A 21,151-nucleotide genomic window follows, 5' to 3' on the forward strand; every position below is an offset into this window, starting at 1 on the left:
CGGTTACGCAATCCGCTATAAACCCGTCTGCGAGCAGTCACGAATGTCAATGACGACGCAAAACTTGCCGCCGTCCATCAACGTCAGTAATTCCTTCAGCGACGCGATTCTCAAATCCGCCCTGGGATACTTTGCGGCGTCGCCGATTCCGATGGCGTAAAATCCACCGTTCTTTGCCGCATCGATGCCTGCTGCGGCGTCTTCCACAACGGCGCACTCCGAGGGAGACAGGCCGATAAACGCCGCCGCCTTTAAAAACACCTCCGGATCGGGTTTAGGGCGCGATATATTGTTGCCGTTCGATACCGCGTCGAAATACTCCGTCAGCCCTGTTTTCTCCAGTATCAGAGGCGCATTTTTGCTGGAAGAGCCGATCGCCAGCTTTATCCCGTGGCTCCGCAAAATTTTCAGCGTTTCCCTCGTGTCCGGATCAATGGATGCCGGAGAAAGCTCACTCAAAAGAAAACGATAGATCTCGTTTTTCACAAAGGCGATGTTTTCTCTTTTTTCGGGAGACAAATCCAGCCCCGCGTTGCTCAAAATGATGTTCAGGCTCTCCATGCGGGACACGCCGCGCAGACGGTTATTCAACACTTCGTCAAAAGGTGCGTTGAGCCTCTCCGCGACCATTTTCCAGGCCTTGTAGTGGAATTTATCGGTAAAGGCGATAACGCCGTCCAAATCAAAAACAATGCCATTGATCACCATGATTTCACCTTATTTGCGATATTGTCCTGCCGGGTCGTTCTTTCGGAGGAACGGGAACGGTTGGTTCCGCTTCACCGGTCAGAACCGCGTTTCCCACCGGCCCAGAAACGCGTCCACAGGGCTTTTTCCCTTAAATTCAGATTTGCCCGTGAGCTTGTCCAGAAGTGCGTCCACCACCACGTCGCTGGCGCCGAAGGTGTTGATATAGGTCTTGACGCGGGGCACGTCCAGCAGGTGATAGGGGTTTTCCAGGGAGATGAAAATCGATGGGACGGCGTTGATGAACATCGGGACGTTCGCCCCCATGGGCTGAGCCCACTCCATACGCACGGTGGTCTGGTTGGACTTTGTGGCCAGGTTCGCAGAGTAAATCAGCAGGTCGTACCGGTCTACCGTTTCGGAGTAGCCCGCCGCCAGTCCCTCGAAGGTCGGCGTCGGTTCAAAAATGTCCACGTGGAAGCCGCGTTCCCTCAGTTTCGTTACAAAAATCTCGTTGTTTTTGTTGTCCCCGAACATGCTGATTCCGTTTGGATCAATGGGAAAGAACAGGACGTGTTTGTATTTTTCAGGGCTGAGGGGCAGAACGTCCTGAATGTTTTTCTCCAGAGTGATGCTCCGGTCGGCTACCTCCCGCGCAATGGCCTTATGGGCCTCGCAGCCGACCACAGACGCCATTTCCGCCGGATCCGGCACGAGTTTCCTTTTATGGAGCCCGATTGCCGCTTTTGTCGCCAAAATTCTCGTCACCGCTTCGTTCAGACGCTCCTGGGAGATCGTCCCGTCTTTGATGCCCTCGCGCATATAACCAAAATCCTCTTCCAGATTTTTGGTGAAAAGGAACATGTCACAGCCCGCCGCGATGGTCAGGGGCACGGCCTTCTTCCGGTGCATCGGGATCGAAAAACCGTTCATGGTTGTGGCGTCGGTGACGATCATCCCGTTAAATCCCAGCTTTTCTCTCAGAAGCCCGTTCAGCAGTTCCGAGGCCAGGGTCGCGGGCAGAATATCCTCGTCCTTCAGCGACGGGTTCAGGGCCTTGGAACAGGCGGGCTGCATAATATGGCCGATCATCACCGTCAAAGCCCCCGCTTCGATGGAGGCTTTGTAGACTTCTCCATAGGTTCTCTCCCAGTCCTCGACGCTCATGTCGTTGATGGATGTGACAAGATGCTGATCCCGCTCGTCGCGGCCGTCGCCGGGGAAGTGCTTGATGGATGCCGCCACGCCGTGGGACTGTACGGCTTTGGTATATTCCGCTCCGCAGCGCCGGACCATTTCGGGGTCTGAACCGTAGGTGCGGGTTGCCGTGATGGGGTTGCGGAAGTTGTAATCGATGTCTATAACCGGAGCGAAGGCCCAGTTTCCCCCGGCCGCCCGGGCTTCGGCTCCGACCACGTCTCCCAGAGCGTAAGCGTATTTTGGGTCGTTTGCAGCCGCGATTTGCATTTGTGAACCGACTTTTGTCCCCTGGAGGGTCAGACCGTTGCCTCCGGCCTCCAGGTTCGCCGCGATGAACATGGGGATTTTGGAGTTCTCCTGCAGGATTTTAACAACGGAGAGAAGTTCTTCGTTACTCTCCATGGGACGGCACATGAGCCCTCCGATATGTAAATCGCTGGCAAAGCGCTTCAGCATCTCGTTGTCGTCCCTGTACGCCACAAGGCAGAAAATTTGTCCTAATTTTTCTTCTTCCGTCATGCCCGCCAGTGTCTCATTTACCCATTTCACGCTTTCCGCATCAAGGTTGAACGGTTTCGCCGTCAAATTAATTTTCACGTAAACTGCCTCCTCCGGTGTTTATACCTGTTTAGTGATAGCATGACATACATCTTTCACTTCACCATCCATATTTATCAATAATTACATGCAATGTCAAAGTTTAAATACGCATATATACATACGTAAACACTGTTTACATATCTATTTATTGTATTTTACAATTATTCACGAATTAATAAATTTAAACATAATAACAATTTATGCTGATTGAATTTTGGTAAGGATTGGAATGAAATAATTTGGGATTGCATATATCGTGAATCAGGCAAATGGGCATAAAAAAACGGCCCCTGATTCGGGAGCCGCCTCTTGCATATTTCATGTATAGGGGGACATAAAAATCCCGCAGAAATTAACGCTTCGAGTACTGCCTCTTGCCTCTCGCGCCTTTCTGACCAAACTTTTTGCGCTCGACCATACGGGGATCGCGGGTCAGAAGTCCTTCTTTCTTCAGGGTGGGGCGCAGTTCGGGATTCAACTGGATCAGCGCGCGAGCGATGCCCATTTTGACGGCTCCCGCCTGTCCTGTAAGACCGCCGCCGGAAGCGCGGACGAAAACGTCCACCTTGCCCTCCAGACTGGCGGTTTTCAGAGAGAGTAAAACCTGAGACTGCCAGACCAGACGGGGGAAATAATCTTCCACGGAACGGTCGTTGATTTTGATTTCACCGGTGCCTGGCCGAACTCTGACCCGGGCCAGGGCGTTTTTGCGTCTGCCGGTTCCCCAAAAATAACTGTTATCCTGCATTTATTCTTCCTCCTGCTTCCTACAGATCCAGCGCTGTGGGCGACTGGGCGGAGTGGGGATGAGTGGCGCCCGCGTAGACCTTCAGCTTGCGCTGATATTTAAGCCGTGTTTTGGGCAACATGCCTTTTACGACGTGCTCGAAAAGAAACTCCGGTTTTTTCTCCAGCATGACGCTCCAGGGAATCGAGCGATAACCGCCGCTGTGCCCCGTATGATAATGATAATGGGACTGGGCGCCCTTTTGACCGTTCAGACGGACTTTGGAGGCGTTGATGACGATAACGAAGTCGCCTGTGTCCACATGGGGAGTAAAAGTGGGTTTGTGTTTTCCCGTCAATATACGCGCGATCTGTGCCGCGAGACGTCCAATGGGTCTGTCCGCAGCGTCGACGACAAACCACTCTCTTTCTGTTTTTTCGGCTTTTGCAAGCCAGGAACCACTGCCTGCCATTCTGTTTCCTCCTCGAATAGACGTAGAAAGTTCATATAAACCAATCCTGTGCTCTCACGGAAAAACTTCCTCCGTCCGGAAATGTGGCAGGGGGCCTTTCCAAACGAATACTTCCGCGTTCCGTACAGCGGTGATTTACATCCTCTCTCCGACAAACTCCCTTATTTTATATGAACGAAATAATCGTTTACAAGCCCTTTTATTTTATAAGAATCAAAAGAATGGAGGTCAGCATAAAAAAGGCCGCCAGGATGACGGTGATACGCGTCAGGGCCGTGAATCGCTGCCACTGCCCCACGTCCGCCTGCGTGCCGCCGCCGAACGCTCCGCCAAATCCGCCCTGTTTGCGGTGCTGCATCAGAACCACCGCGGACAAAACGACACAGAGCACTATATGAATAACGGAAATCAACATTCTCATACCGTAAGAATCCTCCTAATCTATACTGCCGTAGACGGCCGGAAACCGGATAACTATTTTACCATGAAAAATCCCATTTTCGAATTCTTTTTTGATTTTTTTCTAAGAAACTTCATTCAAAATCTTGCATCAAAATCTTGCCTCAAAATTTCAAGGAGGGTTTCCGTCGCTTTCGCCCTGTGGGAAATTTTATTTTTGAGGGCGGGGGAGACCTCCGCCAGAGTCGCGTCATACCCGTCGGGAATGAAAAGGGGATCATAGCCGAAACCGCCGCCGCCGGCTCCGTCTTCAGCCAAACGCCCAGAGCAGACCCCCTCGCAGACCAGCGCCCACTGATTCGGAACCACCAGGGCCAGTGCTGCGACGAAGTGAGCGCGGCGGTTGGAGCGTCCCCGCATCTGCTCAAGAAGCCATCGATTGCGGTCGGCATCGCTGCCTTCCACTATTCGGGCGGATCGCACCCCCGGCCTCCAGGCGAGGGCTTCCAGTTCAATACCGCTGTCGTCCGCCAGGGAGGGGAGGCCCGAGGCTTCAGCCCAGGCCTGGGCTTTCAGAATGGCGTTCATGGCGTAAGTTGTTCCTGTTTCGTCCACCTCCAGAGGCGCGACTTTCGGAGCGAAAACAAGCTCTTTCACCAGGTCCTTCGGGAGAAGTTCAAGAAACTCCTGATATTTGTGACGGTTGCCGGAGGCCAGCAAAAGGCGGTCAAAAAGCAAGGCTGCTCTTTTCCTCCGTCGAAAAATCCAGGACCTCCAGTTGAATCCTTCGGATCTCGTTACATCCCTGTTCGCAGAGGTCCAGAATCCGGTTCATTTCCCTTCGGGAGAAAAAACCATCTTCTCCCGTTCCCTGCATCTCCACGAAATCTCCCCTGTGGTTCATGACGACGTTGAAATCCACCTCTGCCGCGCGATCTTCTCCGCTGTCCAGGTCCAGGTAAATTTCGTTTTCGAGGTTTTCCGTTTTGAGTTTTCCCGCGCTGACGGCGGAAATGACGGAAATCAGCGGAAGCTGACGGAGAACGCCGTTTTGCACGAGAAGCCTCAGGGCATCCGCCAGAGCCACGAATCCTCCGTTGATCGCCGCCGTTCGTGTCCCTCCGTCGGCCTGAAGAACGTCGCAGTCGACGGTGATCGTTCGAGGCCCCAGTTGGCTCAGGTCCACCCCCGCCCTCAGAGAGCGGCCGATCAGACGCTGGATTTCCGCGCTTCGGCCGCTGATTTTCCCGGAGGAAGGGCGCGGAGTTCGCCGGTCGGTGGCTCGGGGCAGCATGGCGTATTCCGCGGTGATCCATCCCCGGTCCGTCCCCTTCAGGAAAATCGGGGCTTTTTCCTCGACCGAAGCGGTGCACAGCACCCGGGTCTCCCCCCAGACGACCAGAACGGAGCCCTCCGCGTAACGGGTATAGCGCCTCTCGAAGGACAGAGGGCGCAGCCGGTCGATGGGGCGTCCGGCCTGACGTTTCCCGGAAGAGGATGTCGGAGGAGAATTTTCCGAAATGTTCATCCAGCAATCCTCACTGAGGCAGCTGCCAGGTGGCGGTCAGATCCACGGGAGCCCCTGCGGTGGTGATTTGGGAGTCCACCATGAAGCGCACTTTTTTTATGGGGGGAAAGTTATCCCGCAGCGTACGGACGACGCCTGTAATAAACAGAGTGCTGGGTTTTACTCCGACGGCGGAGAGTGCGGGAATGAAGGCCCCCGAAAAATCCAGGAACACCGTATCCACGTTGCGAAAAACGTGCAGCAGCCGAATTTCTCCCTCCGGGAAACCGCTCAGAGTCAGCAGTTTGCGAATCGCGTCCTGAATATTTTCCTCCTGTGTGCCCGGCAGAATTTCAGCCCTCTCCTCCGCCAGATTTTCTCCTTTGGGGTAAAACAGAGCCAGCTTCGTCCTGGGAAGTTCTGAGCGGGACGGGGACTCCGCCGGAGTTTCAGAGCCGAGAAGCGCGCGGAGTTCCTCCTGGTTTTGGACTCTGCCCTCCGGTTTGAGCAGGCTCTGGGTGTCGAGCATGTGCAGCATGTAGGAGGTTCCCACATAGCCGGCCACAAAGCAGAGTAAAATAACTCCGCACCATGCCAGAACGCGCAGCAGAATAGGAGCTTTCTCCTTTTCAGCGCGTTCAGAGGCTTTTCGTGGATCAGAAGAGGGACCGGACCGTCTGCGTCTGGCCTCTACTCTTTCCTCGAACTCTCTTTCCGAAAAATCGTCCCGATAACGTTCGGGTGAACTGCTCTCTTTGCGGCGAGCCATTTCCTCATTCCTTCCTCCGAGCCGGCTTATTTCAGATACGTATAAATACCGTTGGCCATGGCTTCGGCAATTTTTTGCTGGTAGCCGGGGTGCGCGAGAAGTTTAGCTTCCCGGGCGTTCGTAATGAATCCCGTTTCCAGAAGAACAGCGGGCATTCCCGCTCCCCGCAGAACAAAAAACGGAGCCTGAGCTACGCGTTTCATGGGCAGGGACGCCGCGTTTCCCGCTTTGAGAAGCACTTCCGCGACGGTGGTACTCTCGCTGATTTTGTTGTTTTGCTGCATGTCTCCCAGAATTTTCAGAAGAACTTCGGTTCGGCGGTCCGATGCCGCGCCGCTGGCGTTTTTGTCCTCCAGATATTCCCGGTTTTCTATTTTTGCCAGGTTGAGGGCGTCTTTGTCCGTGGGCAACGCCATCAGGTAAATCTCGAACCCCGTGGAATTTTTCCCCGGGGGCAGGGCGTTGACGTGGATACTGACAAACATGTCCGCGTTGGATTGATTTGCAATATCCGTCCGTTCCTGAAGGGTCAGATAAACGTCCGTATTGCGGGTCATAATGACGTTGAAGCCCTTTGCCTTCAGAGCTTTTTCCATCTGCAGGCCGATGTTGAGGGTGATGTCCTTCTCCCTGAAACCGTTGCCCACGGCTCCGGGATCCTTGCCTCCATGTCCCGGATCCAGAACCACCAGCATTTTCTCTTTTTTCCCGGAGGTCGTTCCCGCTTTTCCGTTTTTCTCCCGGGAAACGACGGGGGCGGTGCTTTCCGGCCGCTTCACCTCTTTGATCCTGCCCGGAGAGTCGAAAATGAAATCGAAAACGATCCGCCTGGGCTTGTCCAGAACGAATTTTTCGATTCTGACGCCGGAGACGGAGAAGGTGAGAGTCACGAGATTGGTTCCCTGCACAAGTTCGGCGTCCACATTTTCGTAAGGCGAGGGGATGCCCTCCAAACCGTCCACAATACGGCGGAAATTCATCGAGATTTTTCCGGCGGCGATTTTTACCTCCGGGTTTGAATCATCGGAGCAGTCGATGACGGCGCGTATCTTTTCCCGTGAGGTACTCCATCGAAGCGCGCGAATTTCCCCCGAAGCGGGAGTGGAAGCAGGGGTCGGGGAGGTGCCTGCGCCGGAGACGGCAGGGGGAGACGACGGAGTTTCCTTTGGAGCGTTCATTGAGGTGACCGTCAGCTCGCCCTCCGGCGGCGTCTGAGTCTTTACGGAGGGAGCGGGTGCGGGGGCCCTTGCGGTCTTTTCCTCTTTGGCCGGAGGAGCCGTCCGCACTTCTTCGAGACGCAGCCGGTCGTCCTTTTTATTGCCGGCGAAACGTTGCAGAAGGCTCATCAGAGAGGGAACGTCCAGCCACCATCGGCCGTCCTGAATCCGTCCCGGGCCGTACAGGGGGATAAGCTGATTGTTGTACCAGGCCGCCACGGCTTCCGGAACGATTCGAAGCCGATTTCCTCCCCGGGTCAGCAGAAGCTCCTCTCCCGCGAGAGATGCTTCCAGTCCCAGCAGGGCTCCCGCGTCCGCGATGGAAACCGCGTAGCCGTCCGGTCCGTCCCTCACCGGAACCTGCCCCAGCTCGGAGTCCCCTTTATAGAGAACGGCCACCCCGGCCTGGGCGGGAACGGATAAAATCCCCGTCAAAAAGATAAAAGCCAGGGTAACGAAAAACAGGAGCGTCGAAAACACTCCTGCCCGCTCTGAATCAGGCCGATGCCAACTCATTGCTGACGGTTGAACTCTTCTGTGATGATTGTGGCGGCTTGGACGGCCTCTTCACGGCTGACGTCCAGATGAGTCACCAGGCGGAAGGTGTCCGGAGCCGTTTTGTTGAAGAGGACCTGACGTTTTTTGCAGGCCTCAAGAAGCCGGTCCGCGCTTCGTTCATCCGCCGTTCCGAAGTAAACCATGTTTGTAGGGCGCCGGACTTCCTCCGTACGCAGACCGCCCTTTTGAAGTATTTCCTTTATCCGGCGGGCGTTTTCATGGTCCTCCGCCAGCCGGTCGATGTTGTGTTCGAAAGCGTAGATTCCCGCTGCGGCCACAATTCCCGCCTGACGCAGCCCTCCTCCGACCTTTTTTCTCCAGTAGCGGGCGCGTTCGATGAAATCTTTCGAGGCGCAGATCAGGCTGCCCATGGGGGCGCCCAATCCCTTCGAAAGACAGATCTGCACGGAATCGACGGCTCTGACGATTTCCGCGGGTTTTACGCCCAGAGCCGTGGACGCGTTGAAGAGCCGCGCCCCGTCGAGATGGACGGACAGGCCCTGTTCATGAGCCCAGGAAGCCCGTTCGTAAATTTCTTCCGGCGTGGAGGCGTGGCCGCCTCCGCTGTTATGGGTATTTTCGAGGCAAAGCAGTTTGGGATAGGCGAGGTGGACGTTTCCCTTCGGTTTCATGACGTGATTCAGATCCGCCAGAGCGGGAAGCCCTTTTTCGTCCTTCACCGGAATGGGAACCATACCGCCGAGAGCGCAGAGACCGCCTCCCTCGGAGTTCAGAACGTGAGCGCCCTGCCCGACAAGAACGCCGTCGCCCCGACCGCAGTGAGTCAGGAGAGCCACCAGATTTCCCTGGGTTCCCGAGGTGACGTAAAGAGCGTCTTCTTTGCCCAACAGTTCCGCGGCCATGACTTCAAGGCGCCGGACAGTGGGATCTTCTCCGTAAACGTCATCTCCCACCTCCGCTGCGTACATCGCCTTCCGCATTTCCTCACTCGGCTTCGTTACCGTATCGCTTTTCAAATCTATGGGAAACACCAAAGCCACCTCCATCTCTTTTCGGGATTTTTACTGCAATCCCCCGCAAAACCGGGCCCAGGGCAAAAGACTTTCTTCCACCACCACTCCCACTCCATGGGCGGTATGATCCCCTCCATGAAAATCGGAGCCGGCCGTGGGGTAAAGCCCAAAACGATCCGCTGTCCCGAGAGTCCGGTAGATCTCCCCGGGGCTGCTGCCCGATGCCCAGCACTCAAGACCCCACAGCCCGTAATCTTTCAGCTTTTCCAAAAGGGGTGGGAGGTCGTCGAGATCGGGCGTCGTCTGAAGAGGGTGCGCCATAACAGGCAATCCTCCCGCTCCCCGTATGAGCCGGATGCACTCTTCAGGCGGCAGGAGAGGGCGAGGCGCGTAAGCCGCTCCGCCTTTTTTCAGATATTTATCGAAGGCTTCCTTAAGACTGGACGCGTATCCCCTGTTTACCATCAGACGCGCCAAATGAGGACGCCCAATCACATCCGATCCGGCCAGAGCGCGAACATCCTCCAAATTCACGTCAAAACCGAGATTTCGCAAATTCTGACAGATTTGAAGGTTGCGTTCATGCCGGGCCCGTTTGTTCTTATCGAGAGCAGCCTTCAACGCAGCGTCTTCAATGTCGAAACGATAACCCAGTATATGAAGTATCCCGTCATGCCGGGCCGAAAATTCGACCCCGCTCACGGCACGAATTGCCCTTTTGCGACAGGACGCCAGAAAAAGGGCGACGCCGTCGACGGAATCATGGTCCGTCAGACTGGCCACCGAAACCTTTGCCCGGGCGAGCTTATCCGTCAGTGCCTTCGGAGAGAAAATTCCATCCGAAAAAGTACTGTGAAGATGAAGATCAATTCTGAGCAAATGGTCTTCCCTGTTTATGCTTCTTCGACCAGGATTTGATCCAGATCGAAGAGCGATGAAATATCCAGCAGCAGAATGAGGCGACCGTCCGCCGGTTTTGCCACCCACGTGACGTAACGCTTGTCCATAGCGGAAGAAAGCCGGGTGGCGGCCTCCAGCTGAGACTCGTAAATCGTACGGACTTCCCGCACGGAGTTGACGATGATCCCAAACATGATGTCGCTTACGGAAAGAACCACAATCCGCGCTTCCTCCGTCAGAGGAGTCGAGGGCATGTCAATTTTGAGCTGAGTGTCGAACACGGGCACGATGGTTCCCCGCAGGTTGATGACACCCCGTATGTAACTCGGCGCGTTGGGAACGCGGGTAATGAAAGGAGGAACCCGAACGATTTCCCGTACGATATTGACGTCCACTCCAAAATCCTCGTTGCCCAGAGCGAAAACCAGATTGATATGCTCTTCCCCCAAAGCCTCCAGATTGACGTCTTTCTGGTTGGCTTCCTTCTGATTGATCTCCTTTTGCGAGGTGCTGACGACCTCTCCCGTCTGCACAGCCATCTGCTCGACCTCCTGTGTGTCGTTTACTTTCGATCCGATACCTGCCATTCGACGTCTTCCGTTCGATGCTTTAAATAAACGTTCTTCAGAGCCACATATCTTCACGATCCGGCGTTCCTGAAATCCGACTGCACCAGGGCGGAAATTTCATCGAATTCAACTGTTTATTATAGCAGGAGAAGATACACAACAAAATCGTAATTACCGAAGTCTCTTCTTACTGGACGCACAAACCTCTTATGGGCGCACAACCTCGGTTTTCATTTCTTTTAAAAGCGCGGTGACGCTGGTGGAGAACAGGGGAGCCGCGTCCACGTACTGTCCCCCCAGGCTGAGACCGTAGTGCAGATGGGGGCCGGTGATGCGTCCTGTAGCTCCGGTTTTGCCGATGATCTGCCCTTTTTCGATAAAATCTCCCTTTTTCACGTCGATCTCGCTCATGTGAAAGAAGAGGCTGATCACGCCGTTGCCGGAATCGATGTACACGCTTTTCCCCGCGTAGTAATGATCTCCCGTCAGAACCACGGTTCCAGCAAAGGGGGCGCGAATCTGCGTCCCCACGGCGGCGCGAAAATCCGTTCCCCCATGGTAACCCCCCGGGACGCCGTTGTAAATGCGCCGGTATCCGTATCGACTCGTAAAAACCCCCGGAACGGGCCGCGTTGGAGGAGTTGTCCAGAGGCGCTTCGCAGTCATGGTACGCCGGGCGGCCGCTGTCAGCCGGCTTTCCTGTTTGATTCGCTCCAGTTCGCTTTTTGGAGGGTTGATCATTTTGTTCGCGACCTTCAGTTCTTCTTCGGGATACTTTCGATTTTTGAGAGCGATGCTGCATTTTACGCGAAAAAGCCGATTATCCTGGGTGAAATCAAAGTTCAGCGGATGATTGCCGGCCTTGACGTCGCGGACGTGGGCCCCCAAAAGCGCGTAGGAGACGTAGCCTTCCCGTCCGGGCTCCACGTCAAGGGAGATCACCCGGCCCTGCCAGGTGACGGAAGGATTTTCAAAGGGCCTGTGTGAAGAAAGGGCCACCACGAAGGCCTGCCCCAGGTCCCAGCTTTCCGGAAAGGTGACGCTGGTGGAGGCATAAAGCGGACGGGCGGCGAAAAACGCCCACAGAGAAAAAACAAGGGCGCTGAAAATTTTTGTTCCCCGTTGGAAAGGAGTTTTTCGGTTCGTGCTTTCGGGGAAAAATGTTCGGTTTTCAGATAAAACGGCCTGGATCATGAACGTCTTTACAGCCTTTCGTCACTGAGAGTTCTCATCAGGGCGCGCAGCAGTGCGGCGATGCGGTCGGAGGCGGCCTGCATGGCCGACAGAACTTCCTCTTCGGTCAGGATTTCGTCGGAGAGTCCGGCGGCCTTGTTTCCCACGCAGGAAATAACCGCTGTTTCCATCCCCATGGCGTTGGCGACGATGACCTCCGGAACGGTGGACATACCCACCACCGAAGCGCCCAGAACCCTGGCCATCCGGATTTCCGCCGGCGTTTCATAGGAGGGGCCGGAAAAGGCGATATACACTCCGCGGTGAACCTGGACTCCCGCGGCCGCGGCGGCCCGTTCGCAGAGCTTCAGCAGGCGTGGGGAGTAGGCGTGGGTCATGTCGGGGAAGCGGACTCCCCATTTGCTCTCGTGAGAGCCGATCAGAGGATTGGTCCCCATGTGGTTGATATGATCCTGAACCAGAACCACATCCCCCGCATTCAGGGCGGCGTCGATGCAACCCGACGCGTTGGTCCCGATGTACTGGCGCACCTTCCACATCCCCAGAACCCGGGTTGAAAAGGTGACCTGTCTCATATCGTAACCCTCGTAATAATGGACGCGCCCCTTCAGAAGGGCCACCGGGCGTCCCTCGACGGTTCCCAGGACGATTTGTCCCGCGTGACCCGGGGCAGTCGATCGAGGCCAGTGGGGAATGTCCTTTGTCTCAATGATTCGCGGTTCCTGGACCGCCTCGGCGACGTTTCCCAGCCCGGAGCCCAGCACAATGGCCGTGGCGGGCTGGAAATCTCCGGCGATGGAGCGGATAAAGGCCAGGGCTTCCGCGACTTTTTCATAGTAATGTTCGTTGTTGGACATTGTCTCTGTACAACACCTTTCCTGTTTTTTTCTTTTTACTTTATGCTCTCGGGTGAAAACGGTCGTAGGCGTCTCGAATTTCCCCGTCGAAATGGGAGTACATCTGAGTCGTCAGGAGGGAGACGTGGCCCAGCATCTCCTGCAGAGTGCGCATGTCCATTCCTCTCGACAGAAGGTGGGTGGCGAAGCTGTGCCTCAAAATGTGGGGATACAGCCGGGAGGCCGTAATTCCCGCCTGTCTGCCGTGCTTTTTCAGAATACGCCATAGGTCCTGACGGCTCAGAGGGCGTCCCGAAAAGGAGAGAAAGACCCTTTTCAACCCTCTGCGGTTCAGGGCGGGGCGCACGGTGTCGAGGTAGATTCTCACGCTTCGGGCCGTTTCTCCCATGAAGGGGACCAGCCGTTCCTTGTCGCCCTTCCCCAGGGTTCTCAGAAGTTTTGAGTCGAAGTCCAGGTCCAGAACCTCCAGTGCGCAAATTTCACTGGCCCGCAATCCGCAGCCGTAACCGATCTCGAAAATGGCCCGATCCCGGATGAGCAGCGGTTTGCTTCCCGTGCAGACACTGAACAGACGCTTGATTTCAGCCTCATTCAGAATGCGCGGTTCCAGGCGCGTCTTCTCCGGAAGCTCGGGCATGACGAGATCCAGGTCCTCGGACTCTTCCAGCTCGATGAAGTGAATCCAGGAACGCAGGGCCGCGATACAGCGCTGCTGGGTAGAACGACGCTTGCCCTGATCGTCCATTTGACGCCGAAATTCACTGACGCCGGCCAGAGAGGGGGGAAACGGCGGATGGCCGGCCGCCTCGCAGAATTTCAGCCACTGTTTTAAATCAGATGTGTAGCTCTCGGCGGTGAGCGGGCTTCGTCCCCGTTCTCCCAAAAGATAAAGACGAAAGCGGGCCAGAAGTTTTTCGGCTTCGGCGATGCTCAGTTCGTTCCGAATTTTAACTGACTTCTGTCCCATGACCTTCATCCTCTCACCGACGGGGGCGTTCAGAGCTGGAATCGTTCAAAAATCCGGTCCACGAAACGGGTATAGAATTTCACGTCGAAGAGGGAGGCCAGCCTTGCTTCGTCGATAATGCCCTTCAGGCGGCTGTCGTTTTTCAGCAGGTCGAAAAAATTCCCCTCGCCGGCGGCCGTTCGCATGGCGTTTTCCTGAACGATTTTGTAGGCCGTTTCACGGGGGACCTTCAGTTCGTCGATGAGGTCCAGCATGACCCGCTGACTGTAGACCAGCCCTCCCGTACCGGCCAGGTTCTTTTGAATCCGGTCTTCATCCACTGCGAGTTTCCGGATCAGGTCCGCCATATCCAGCAGCATGAAATGCGCCGCGTGAAAGGCGTCCGGCCAGATCACCCGCTCCGTGGAGGAATGGCTGATGTCCCGCTCGTGCCACAGAGCGATGTTTTCCAGAGCGGTCATGGCGTATCCCCGCAGAAGCCGCGCCAATCCGCAGACACGCTCGCTGCGTATGGGGTTGCGCTTGTGGGGCATGGCGCTGGAGCCCTTCTGTGAACTCCCAAAGGGTTCGGAAATCTCTGAAACCTCGGTGCGCTGAAGGTGGCGAATTTCCGTGGCCATGCGTTCCAGACCGGCCCCCAGCAGGGCGATGGCGTTCAGGACGACGGCGTGCCGGTCCCTCTGGAGAATCTGATTGGAAACTCCGGCGGGGGTCAGGTTCAAAATCTCGCAGACCCGGGCTTCGATTTCAGGGGGGCAGAGCGCGTAGGTTCCCACCGCTCCGGATATTTTACCAGCGGAGATCTGAGAGATGGCAAGGTCCAGACGGGCCAGATCCCGCTCCAGCTCGGCATGCCAGTTCAAAAACTTCAGTCCAAGGGTCATGGGTTCGGCGTGGATTCCATGAGTGCGGCCGATACAGGGGAGGTGCTTATACTGGCGGGCTTTTTCCGTCACGGCGGCGTCCAGGTCCAGCGTCGCTTTTTTGACGATCTGAAGCGACTCCCTCAGCATGATCGAAGACGCTGTGTCCAGAACGTCGCTGCTGGTGAGACCGATGTGGATGTAGCGTCCGCTTTCTCCCACCTTCTCGGCCACCGAGGAAACGAAGGCGATGACGTCATGGTGGACGGAGCTCTCAATTTCCCGGATGCGATTCAGGTCAAACGCGGCCCGGTTCAGAATTTCCTCCAGCGCCTCCGGGGGAATGCGTCCTTTTTCACTCCATGCCCTGCAGGCGGCAAGCTCCACCTGCAACATCACCTCGAAGCGATTTTCTTCGCTCCATATCGCAGACATTTCCCCGGTCATATAACGATCGATCAATTCGCCTTCCCCTTTCAGAAACCCGAGTATCAGAAACTCAAAAAACGCATCGGGTACACGGTCATTTTGGAATCTCTCCTGTATATTACACGTGCGTGGGGCTTTTTTACAGGGAACGGAAGAAAAAATACGAAATTATTTTTTTCTCTTTATTTTTTTCTTTCCCTGAGCCAGGACCGGCGCGCTTCGGAAAGAAAAGCGTCGTAAGCGCCTCCGGCAAAATCAGGGAACGTGTAGTCGAAGGAAACCCATTTTCCGAACCGGTAGCGCAGCGTCACCTCGGCGTAAATCCGGTCCCGCAGGTAGATGCGGTGCGCGTGGTCCTTGGTGGAGGCCAGAACCAGCCGGGCTCCGTCCACATATCCCGGGTCGATGTTGACCGCCCGGGGCGTCCGGCTTCGGGCTTCGATCTGTCCGGAGGCCCGTTTCCAGTCGGCCAGCCCTCCGGCGTCGAAAAACCCCGGAAAACAGACGAAGCTGCGCAACAAACGCGGCGCGATGTCTCGGTAGTAGTCCGTATTCGTAAAGGGAAAAGGCCCCGCCTGAATCTCCGGTTTCCCCCAGAGTTCGGTCAGTTCCCCGATGGTCCAGTTCAGCCATTCCCCGTCAGGATGAAGAATACCGGCAATGAGTTTAACTCTGGAGTCACCCATCGTTTTTTTTCAGACTCCTTTTCGTTTGTCTGAGGCGCTCCGTTTTTTCAGGAGCGGCCGGACTGCCGGCGGAGAGGAAATTCGACTCCGGAGCCAGAAGCGCCATGGTCTGAGGTCCGAGAGCTCCAAGCGGATCCTTTTCTTTTTCCTCCGCGCTCCGCTTTCGTCTTTGTCGGGTTTCGCCCTGAGCGTTTCTCTGATGTGTTTTTGCCTCTCCGCGGGAGGAGTTTTTCGTCCCTTCGGGAACCGGGGATTTCTTTCCTCCTGTTCCACGTTCGGACGCGCTTCCTTTCACCTTCAAAGGACGCCGAGCGCGTTTTTCTTCGAGATTTTTTTCTCCTTCGGGGTCGCGTTTTGATGAGGAGGTTTTGTTTTTTTTCGTTTTGGGGTTTTCCACGCAGAAATAGCCCAGAAGCCGGCCTTCCCACTCGCAGGGCAGGATCGTGTCGTCCTCTCCCTGGAGAGCGGCGGCCTCCGATTCCGTACAGCGGCGGTAGCTTATCCGTTTTTCGTCCAGGGTGGCGGTCCAGGCCTTTCCGATGGAAGCCCACCAGGCGATGTCCTCCGCCAGCGCGGCGTCTCCCGTACTGTCCTCCAGCATGAAGGTGTGGGCATCGAGACGACGAAAGGTGAGAAGACAGGGGAAATTCGCCCCCTCCAGCTCCACCAGAAACTCGTCTTTATTGGGGAGCGTACAGGTGGCCATGCGTTTCAGGTTCGGCCCGAACAGAGCGTTGGCCGTGGGGTTGAAGTACAGTTTTTTTGAGAAAAACATCGCCAGAGGAATGGGAATCCCCCACCATTCCGGGAAACTGGGCCCCATCAGGAGCGCTTCCCGAATGGAAGAGACGCTGGAACCGCCCTCTTCCACCAGAAGGACCCGTGTGTTCTCCGGCTCCGGAGGCGTCACGGGTTTGAAAAGCCCGCGGGCGGCGAGCCCGGGAAGGTCTTCTATGGAGGTGTCCGGACTGCTGCGTTCGATGAGAGAAATGAGCTGATCTTTTGTAAAAATGAGGGCCTTGTCGGATTCTCCCGGTCCCCTCAGTACGCAGTAATCCAGCACCATTCTGTAAAGAGTCCTCAGCAGCACCAAAAGACTGGATTGAGAGGAGAGAGACTGAAGCGACTGATCGTGAGCGGGGCTCATGGCGATTTTTCTCCTTTCCTGTCGATGATCCTTTTACGTTTCATCACATTACGGCTCGTTGTCATCGAGGGTATCCGCTCCGCCCATAAGAGCGGCGGCGAATTCCGCGGGGTCGAAGGGACTCAGGTCTTCGATTCCCTCGCCCAGTCCGATGTAGCGTATGGGAATTTTCAGCCCGGAGGCGATGGACAGCACGATGCCGCCTTTTGCCGTGTTGTCGTATTTTGAAAGGATCACGGAGGAGAGGGGCAAAACGCGGTTGAAGGTCTCCGCCTGGGCCAGGCCGTTCTGCCCCATGACCGCGTCCAGAACGAGGATGGATTGAATGTGCTCTGCTCCCGCTTCGCGCTCCAGGACTCTGTAGATTTTTTTAAGTTCTTCCATCAGGTTATGCTTTGCGTGCAGACGCCCTGCCGTGTCCACGATCAGAACGTCCCCGCCGGAGGCCCGCAGGGCCTGCCATGCGTCGAAAGCCACCGCTGCCGGATCACTGCCCTGTTTTTGGGCGACGACTCTGACTCCCGCCCGCTCTCCCCACACCTGCAGCTGTTCCGTGGCCGCGGCCCGAAAAGTGTCCGCGGCGGCCATGACGACCTTTTTCCCCTGGCTCAGAAACTGTGTGGCCAGCTTTCCGGCGGAGGTGGTTTTTCCGCTGCCGTTAACCCCGATCATCAGAAGCACCAGAGGAGGATCGTCCACCGTAAAGGGCCGCCCCATCCCCTCGATGGACGAAAGCCGCTCCGCTATCATGGAGACGAAGATTTCCCTGAGTTCATCGCTGGAGGTCACGTTTCGTTTTTTGACTTCCTGCTTCAGATCCGCCACGATTTTTTCGGACAGGTCCACCCCCACGTCGCCGGAGATCAGTCGTTCTTCCAGTTCGTCCCAGAAGGCGTCGTCCACGGGAGCGGAGGTGAAGAGAGAAGCGATGCCGGCGCTCCAGCGGGCCCGAACCTCTTTGAGGCTGTTCCTCAGCTTGCTGAAAAAGGCCATTTATCCTTTCTCCTCTCCGGGATTTTCCGTTTTTTTCCGCCTCGCCTCGCCGGAAACACGACGTCTGGACCGACGTCGGAGAGTTCCGGACTTTTCTTCGCCGCCGCCGCTTTCTCCGCCTGAGAGTTTCGGCGCGTCAGTACGGGGAGTTCTGCGGTTTTCCGGAGGACGGGGACGCTCTTTGCGGGAACCCTGGGCCTGGGGACCTCCGGATTTTTCCGGAGAGCGTGCGGGGCGCTGGTCCGATCTGCGTCGAGCCTGTTTGTTTCCGGCGCCATCCCGACCTCTGCTCTCCTTTTCCCGAGGTTCCTTCCCTTTGACTTCGTTGAGTTCTTTCTCTCCAGCCTTCTCTCCAGCTTTTTCTCCAGGGGCCTGATCTCTGCTTTCCTTTCGGGCCGCGAGCCTGTCCTTCAGGTTCCGGGGAGGAGCGGGACGCTCAATGGAGTCCTCGCGTTCCGCCAGGTGCTCCTCAATGGAGATTTTTTCCGGCTTGAGTTTTTTGTATTTTGGCGCGTCCTCCCGGGCAGCAGAAGAAGCAGAAGAAGAAAGGAGAGAGGATTTTGTCGAAAGAGAACCGGGTTTTTTTGCGGAAAGCAGGGGAGGACGTCTGACCGGTTCCTCCGGAACGTTTTTCTCCCATGTTCCGCCATTCAGGACGACTTCCCGAAAATTTTCAAACTCCGCGATGGCCACGGGAACTTCCCGCCCCTCGGGGAAGCGAATCAGGACGTTTTTCGACTGCAGGTCCACGCCCTCAAGGACAAAGTTCCCCTGAGGCGTTCGAATTTTGGAACCCGGACTGGGCAACGATTTCCAGAGTTCGCTGTAGGTGTTGTGTTCATAGGCCATACAGCACATGAGCCTGCCGCAGATCCCCGAGATTTTTGTGGGATTGAGGGCGAGATTTTGCTCCTTCACCATTCGGATATTGATGGGAGTGAAGCGATGGAGCCAGTAACTGCAACAGCAGGGACGTCCGCAGGGTGAGATTCCGTGGACGGTTTTGGCTTCGTCGCGAACGCCGATCTGACGCATTTCGATGCGTATGCGAAATTCTCTCGCCAGGTCCCGGACGTAGGCCCGAAAATCGATTCTCTGTTCGGAGGTGAAATAAAAAAACAGCTTCTTTCGGTCCATGGTGTACTCCACGTCCACCAGTTTCATCTGAAGCTGATGATTTTTCAGAATCTGACGGGCGCGAACGACCACGGTCTCTTCGTCCGCCCGCCGCAGAAAATATTCCTGAACCTGCAGTTCTCCCGCCTGTTCGACGAATTCCACTTCCTGCAGCATGGGCTCGGGAGTTCGGGTTTGTTCTTCCCCCGAGTCTTCGAGGCAGGACGCTTTGTACTTCGCCGCCTGCTCCTGGGAGAGGGAGCCGCCCAGCTGCCCCATTTCCAGTCCCCGCACCGTTTTCAGAACGACCCACCGTCCGGTCACCGGAGTGGCCGTGTCGGCGATGTTCACAAGACCGAGATACCGCGGTTTACCAAATATCGCCAGATATATATTCAAAAGGAAGAGCCTCCCTGAGCGTCAAAATTAAAAGATCGCAAATCATATTGCGTGAAAGTTTTTTTTGTTCAACAAGCAGTCGCAGTTTTTCCATGCGGGCCGCTTTCATCAGTCCATTGTTTTCTCTATTGTTTTCTCCATTGCTTTTTCCGTTGCTTTCTGTCTGCATGGCGTATGAAACCCAGTTGGAGAGGAGTTCCGAAATATCCGGCTCGTCCTCCTTCGCTCCTTCCATCTTCATTTTTTCCAGCCAGGCCAGCCACTCCACGTCATTGTCGGGGGCCGGCTTCGCGGAAAGGGAGAATGGAGCCGTCAAAACGGTAAAACGTGAACGGCTCCGCAGCGTTGGGAGAAAATCGTCGCCTTCCATGATAAAGAGAATACAGGCGTGGGAAGGCGGTTCTTCCGTGATTTTGAGAAGACTGTTGGCCGCCGCCGGCAGCAGTTTTTCCGCCGAGGGCAGAACTCCCAGGCGGCGTTTCGCTGTCACCGGTTTCAGCGGCAGCTCCTGGATCAGGGCTCTGCAGGCATCGATGCCAGCGGCTTTTTCAAAAGTCCCCGCCATGGTCAGGTCGGGGTGGGTTTCGCCCTTTTCCTCCGTGGCGCTCCAGGCCCGACACCCCGGACAGCCGTCGTTCCCCTTTCCGTTGTCGCAAAGATACAAATGGGACATGGCCTTCAGAATTTCTCCATGCCACCCGGCGGGAGCGCGGATCGCCCAGCAGTGGGGAATTTTCCCCACGAGAAAGTTTTTTTCGATTTCCCTCCAGGCGGGAAGTTCCCTGAAGGAGATTTCCTCTGTTCCCGCAATATTTTTTTCTAAAACAGGAGTGAGATCAGGCATCCTTTTATCTCCTCCAGAAGTTGAAGCGTGCGCGTTCTGTTGCTTTCCTGCGAGAATATCTGTTCCAGTTCCGCCATGGCGGCCTCCGCCTTCTCGACCGTGACGTAGGTGGCGCGGTCGCTGCGCCGCCATTTCAGATCCCGGCGCAGGTTGAATCCCTTCATGATTTTCTTCAAAAGTTCTCTGAGGATGGATTTGTACTCCATCAACAGACCTTCGGCCGGAAAAACCGACAGTTTCAGAGTGACGGCGTCGAGGTGGTCCAGAAGGGCCTGAAGCTCCATTTCTTCCGTCATGTTCTCCATGGAGTCCGCGAAGGAAGCCCTCACCGGCGACAGAGACTGAGCGCCGGAGTGGTAACGTCCGCTCCCGCCGCTTTGATGCTCTACCTTGCTGTCCGTTCCCCGGCCGACCTTCATTTCATCATCCTCTGAGCGTTTCCAGGAGGGCCGTTACGTGTTCTCTCACGTTTTCCGCAACCTGTTCCACGCTTCGGCCCGCATCAACGGTGACGATTCGTTCGGGAGCCCTTTTCGCCAGCTCTCGAAAACCCTCGGCCACCCTGCCCATGAACGCCCTGCCGTCGGACTCGATGCGATCTGTTCCGCCTCTTGCCGTCAGCCGGGAAAAAGCCGCGTCCAGGTCGATGTCCAGAAAAATCGTCAGGTCGGGGACCGGAAATCGGCACCACTGAAAAAGCGACTCCATCTCGCTGAAGGAACCTCCCCGGCCCCAGGACTGATAGGCAAAGGTGGAATCCGTATAACGTTCGCAAATCACCCACTGTTTTTGCCGGAGCGCCGGAAGAATCTCCGCGTCCAGGTGCCCGCTGCGGTCCGCCAGGAACAACAGCAGTTCCGTCCGCAGTCCCAGCGGAGTGTCTCCCAGCAGGAGGTCCCGCAGGAGCCTGCCGCCCTTCCATCCGCCTGGCTCGAAGGTTCTCAAAACGCCTTCCGCGCCGGGAGTTTTTTTCAGAAAAGCGGCCAGACGTTCCGCCTGAGTGCTTTTTCCGCAGCCGTCGATTCCCTCGAATGTGATAAAAACGCCCTGTCCGTTATCCCTGTTCGCCGCCATAAA

General features: G+C 56.0%; 22 protein-coding genes and 1 pseudogene. All 23 read right to left on the reverse strand.

The features are described 5' to 3' along the window. Positions 1-15 precede the first annotated feature (15 nt). On the reverse strand, positions 16-708 hold the full coding sequence (gene pgmB, locus LBR61_08490) for a beta-phosphoglucomutase (protein MDR1732117.1): 693 nt from the start codon (positions 706-708) through the stop codon (positions 16-18). 78 nt (positions 709-786) lie between these two features. Further along, complete coding sequence (locus LBR61_08495; GenBank protein ID MDR1732118.1) at positions 787-2,484, reverse strand: hypothetical protein; 1,698 nt, start codon at positions 2,482-2,484, stop codon at positions 787-789. Between the two features lie 355 nt (positions 2,485-2,839). Continuing rightward, the gene (gene rpsI / locus LBR61_08500; protein MDR1732119.1) at positions 2,840-3,235 is read right to left on the reverse strand and encodes a 30S ribosomal protein S9; all 396 of its coding nucleotides are present in this window, start codon (positions 3,233-3,235) and stop codon (positions 2,840-2,842) included. A 19-nt stretch (positions 3,236-3,254) separates the two neighbouring features. After that, positions 3,255-3,686 carry a 50S ribosomal protein L13 gene (gene rplM, locus LBR61_08505; protein MDR1732120.1) on the reverse strand — a complete coding sequence of 144 codons (432 nt, stop codon included), beginning with the start codon at positions 3,684-3,686 and terminating at the stop codon, positions 3,255-3,257. A gap of 199 nt (positions 3,687-3,885) precedes the next feature. Beyond that, positions 3,886-4,107 (reverse strand): preprotein translocase subunit SecG, encoded by a 222-nt coding sequence (secG, locus tag LBR61_08510; GenBank protein ID MDR1732121.1) that lies wholly within the window; start codon positions 4,105-4,107, stop codon positions 3,886-3,888. Positions 4,108-4,223: 116 nt separating this feature from the next. Then, complete coding sequence (gene rdgB / locus LBR61_08515; protein MDR1732122.1) at positions 4,224-4,823, reverse strand: RdgB/HAM1 family non-canonical purine NTP pyrophosphatase; 600 nt, start codon at positions 4,821-4,823, stop codon at positions 4,224-4,226. After that, positions 4,813-5,613, reverse strand: a complete 801-nt coding sequence (gene rph, locus LBR61_08520) for a ribonuclease PH (protein ID MDR1732123.1) — start codon at positions 5,611-5,613, stop codon at positions 4,813-4,815. Before rph ends, rdgB begins: the two co-directional genes overlap by 11 nt. 10 nt (positions 5,614-5,623) lie before the next feature. Then, positions 5,624-6,361 carry a GerMN domain-containing protein gene (locus tag LBR61_08525; GenBank protein ID MDR1732124.1) on the reverse strand — a complete coding sequence of 246 codons (738 nt, stop codon included), beginning with the start codon at positions 6,359-6,361 and terminating at the stop codon, positions 5,624-5,626. Positions 6,362-6,387: 26 nt separating this feature from the next. Beyond that, positions 6,388-8,058, reverse strand: a complete 1,671-nt coding sequence (locus tag LBR61_08530; protein MDR1732125.1) for an N-acetylmuramoyl-L-alanine amidase — start codon at positions 8,056-8,058, stop codon at positions 6,388-6,390. 32 nt (positions 8,059-8,090) lie between these two features. Then, positions 8,091-9,131 (reverse strand): low-specificity L-threonine aldolase, encoded by a 1,041-nt coding sequence (gene ltaE / locus LBR61_08535; protein MDR1732126.1) that lies wholly within the window; start codon positions 9,129-9,131, stop codon positions 8,091-8,093. A 27-nt stretch (positions 9,132-9,158) separates the two neighbouring features. Next, the gene (locus LBR61_08540) at positions 9,159-9,989 is read right to left on the reverse strand and encodes a PHP domain-containing protein (GenBank protein ID MDR1732127.1); all 831 of its coding nucleotides are present in this window, start codon (positions 9,987-9,989) and stop codon (positions 9,159-9,161) included. A gap of 14 nt (positions 9,990-10,003) precedes the next feature. Then, entirely contained in the window at positions 10,004-10,549 is a 546-nt protein-coding gene (locus LBR61_08545) for a chemotaxis protein CheW (GenBank protein MDR1732128.1), read from the reverse strand. Between the two features lie 237 nt (positions 10,550-10,786). Further along, entirely contained in the window at positions 10,787-11,773 is a 987-nt protein-coding gene (locus tag LBR61_08550; GenBank protein ID MDR1732129.1) for a M23 family metallopeptidase, read from the reverse strand. A gap of 8 nt (positions 11,774-11,781) precedes the next feature. Beyond that, positions 11,782-12,630: a purine-nucleoside phosphorylase gene (locus LBR61_08555; GenBank protein MDR1732130.1), complete on the reverse strand. Its 849-nt coding sequence runs from the start codon at positions 12,628-12,630 to the stop codon at positions 11,782-11,784. A gap of 40 nt (positions 12,631-12,670) precedes the next feature. Next, the gene (locus LBR61_08560) at positions 12,671-13,597 is read right to left on the reverse strand and encodes a tyrosine-type recombinase/integrase (protein ID MDR1732131.1); all 927 of its coding nucleotides are present in this window, start codon (positions 13,595-13,597) and stop codon (positions 12,671-12,673) included. A gap of 29 nt (positions 13,598-13,626) precedes the next feature. Continuing rightward, on the reverse strand, positions 13,627-14,922 hold the full coding sequence (gene purB, locus LBR61_08565) for an adenylosuccinate lyase (GenBank protein MDR1732132.1): 1,296 nt from the start codon (positions 14,920-14,922) through the stop codon (positions 13,627-13,629). A 149-nt stretch (positions 14,923-15,071) separates the two neighbouring features. Further along, positions 15,072-15,575: a DUF4416 family protein gene (locus tag LBR61_08570; GenBank protein ID MDR1732133.1), complete on the reverse strand. Its 504-nt coding sequence runs from the start codon at positions 15,573-15,575 to the stop codon at positions 15,072-15,074. After that, positions 15,568-16,722 carry a hypothetical protein gene (locus tag LBR61_08575; GenBank protein MDR1732134.1) on the reverse strand — a complete coding sequence of 385 codons (1,155 nt, stop codon included), beginning with the start codon at positions 16,720-16,722 and terminating at the stop codon, positions 15,568-15,570. Before LBR61_08575 ends, LBR61_08570 begins: the two co-directional genes overlap by 8 nt. 48 nt (positions 16,723-16,770) lie before the next feature. After that, positions 16,771-17,715, reverse strand: coding sequence for a signal recognition particle-docking protein FtsY (gene ftsY, locus LBR61_08580; GenBank protein ID MDR1732135.1), 945 nt, complete (start codon positions 17,713-17,715; stop codon positions 16,771-16,773). An 825-nt stretch (positions 17,716-18,540) separates the two neighbouring features. Beyond that, positions 18,541-18,909, reverse strand: a pseudogene (locus tag LBR61_08585) (hypothetical protein). Between the two features lie 292 nt (positions 18,910-19,201). Further along, positions 19,202-20,074, reverse strand: a complete 873-nt coding sequence (locus tag LBR61_08590) for a hypothetical protein (GenBank protein MDR1732136.1) — start codon at positions 20,072-20,074, stop codon at positions 19,202-19,204. After that, a complete protein-coding gene (locus LBR61_08595) occupies positions 20,050-20,493 on the reverse strand; it encodes a DUF327 family protein (protein ID MDR1732137.1) in 444 nt (147 codons plus the stop codon). The genes LBR61_08590 and LBR61_08595 overlap by 25 nt, the downstream gene beginning before the upstream one ends. Positions 20,494-20,497: 4 nt before the next feature. Beyond that, positions 20,498-21,148, reverse strand: coding sequence for a dTMP kinase (gene tmk, locus LBR61_08600; GenBank protein MDR1732138.1), 651 nt, complete (start codon positions 21,146-21,148; stop codon positions 20,498-20,500). Positions 21,149-21,151: the final 3 nt, after the last annotated feature.

It is taken from the genome of Synergistaceae bacterium (assembly GCA_031272035.1).
In the GTDB taxonomy this organism is placed as follows: domain Bacteria; phylum Synergistota; class Synergistia; order Synergistales; family Aminobacteriaceae; genus JAISSA01.

What these genes read in the sequence shown, in the direction of transcription:
- LBR61_08545 (MDR1732128.1), bottom strand. Translation starts at nt 10,549, where the DNA reads ATGGCTGTGCAGACGGGAGAGGTCGTCAGCACCTCGCAAAAGGAGATC.
- LBR61_08575 (MDR1732134.1), bottom strand. Translation starts at nt 16,722, where the DNA reads ATGAGCCCCGCTCACGATCAGTCGCTTCAGTCTCTCTCCTCTCAATCC.
- secG (MDR1732121.1), bottom strand. Translation starts at nt 4,107, where the DNA reads ATGAGAATGTTGATTTCCGTTATTCATATAGTGCTCTGTGTCGTTTTG.
- ftsY (MDR1732135.1), bottom strand. Translation starts at nt 17,715, where the DNA reads ATGGCCTTTTTCAGCAAGCTGAGGAACAGCCTCAAAGAGGTTCGGGCC.
- LBR61_08560 (MDR1732131.1), bottom strand. Translation starts at nt 13,597, where the DNA reads ATGGGACAGAAGTCAGTTAAAATTCGGAACGAACTGAGCATCGCCGAA.
- LBR61_08550 (MDR1732129.1), bottom strand. Translation starts at nt 11,773, where the DNA reads ATGATCCAGGCCGTTTTATCTGAAAACCGAACATTTTTCCCCGAAAGC.
- pgmB (MDR1732117.1), bottom strand. Translation starts at nt 708, where the DNA reads ATGGTGATCAATGGCATTGTTTTTGATTTGGACGGCGTTATCGCCTTT.
- tmk (MDR1732138.1), bottom strand. Translation starts at nt 21,148, where the DNA reads ATGGCGGCGAACAGGGATAACGGACAGGGCGTTTTTATCACATTCGAG.
- rpsI (MDR1732119.1), bottom strand. Translation starts at nt 3,235, where the DNA reads ATGCAGGATAACAGTTATTTTTGGGGAACCGGCAGACGCAAAAACGCC.
- LBR61_08525 (MDR1732124.1), bottom strand. Translation starts at nt 6,361, where the DNA reads ATGGCTCGCCGCAAAGAGAGCAGTTCACCCGAACGTTATCGGGACGAT.
- LBR61_08595 (MDR1732137.1), bottom strand. Translation starts at nt 20,493, where the DNA reads ATGAAGGTCGGCCGGGGAACGGACAGCAAGGTAGAGCATCAAAGCGGC.
- rph (MDR1732123.1), bottom strand. Translation starts at nt 5,613, where the DNA reads ATGAACATTTCGGAAAATTCTCCTCCGACATCCTCTTCCGGGAAACGT.
- rplM (MDR1732120.1), bottom strand. Translation starts at nt 3,686, where the DNA reads ATGGCAGGCAGTGGTTCCTGGCTTGCAAAAGCCGAAAAAACAGAAAGA.
- LBR61_08555 (MDR1732130.1), bottom strand. Translation starts at nt 12,630, where the DNA reads ATGTCCAACAACGAACATTACTATGAAAAAGTCGCGGAAGCCCTGGCC.
- LBR61_08590 (MDR1732136.1), bottom strand. Translation starts at nt 20,074, where the DNA reads ATGCCTGATCTCACTCCTGTTTTAGAAAAAAATATTGCGGGAACAGAG.
- LBR61_08570 (MDR1732133.1), bottom strand. Translation starts at nt 15,575, where the DNA reads ATGGGTGACTCCAGAGTTAAACTCATTGCCGGTATTCTTCATCCTGAC.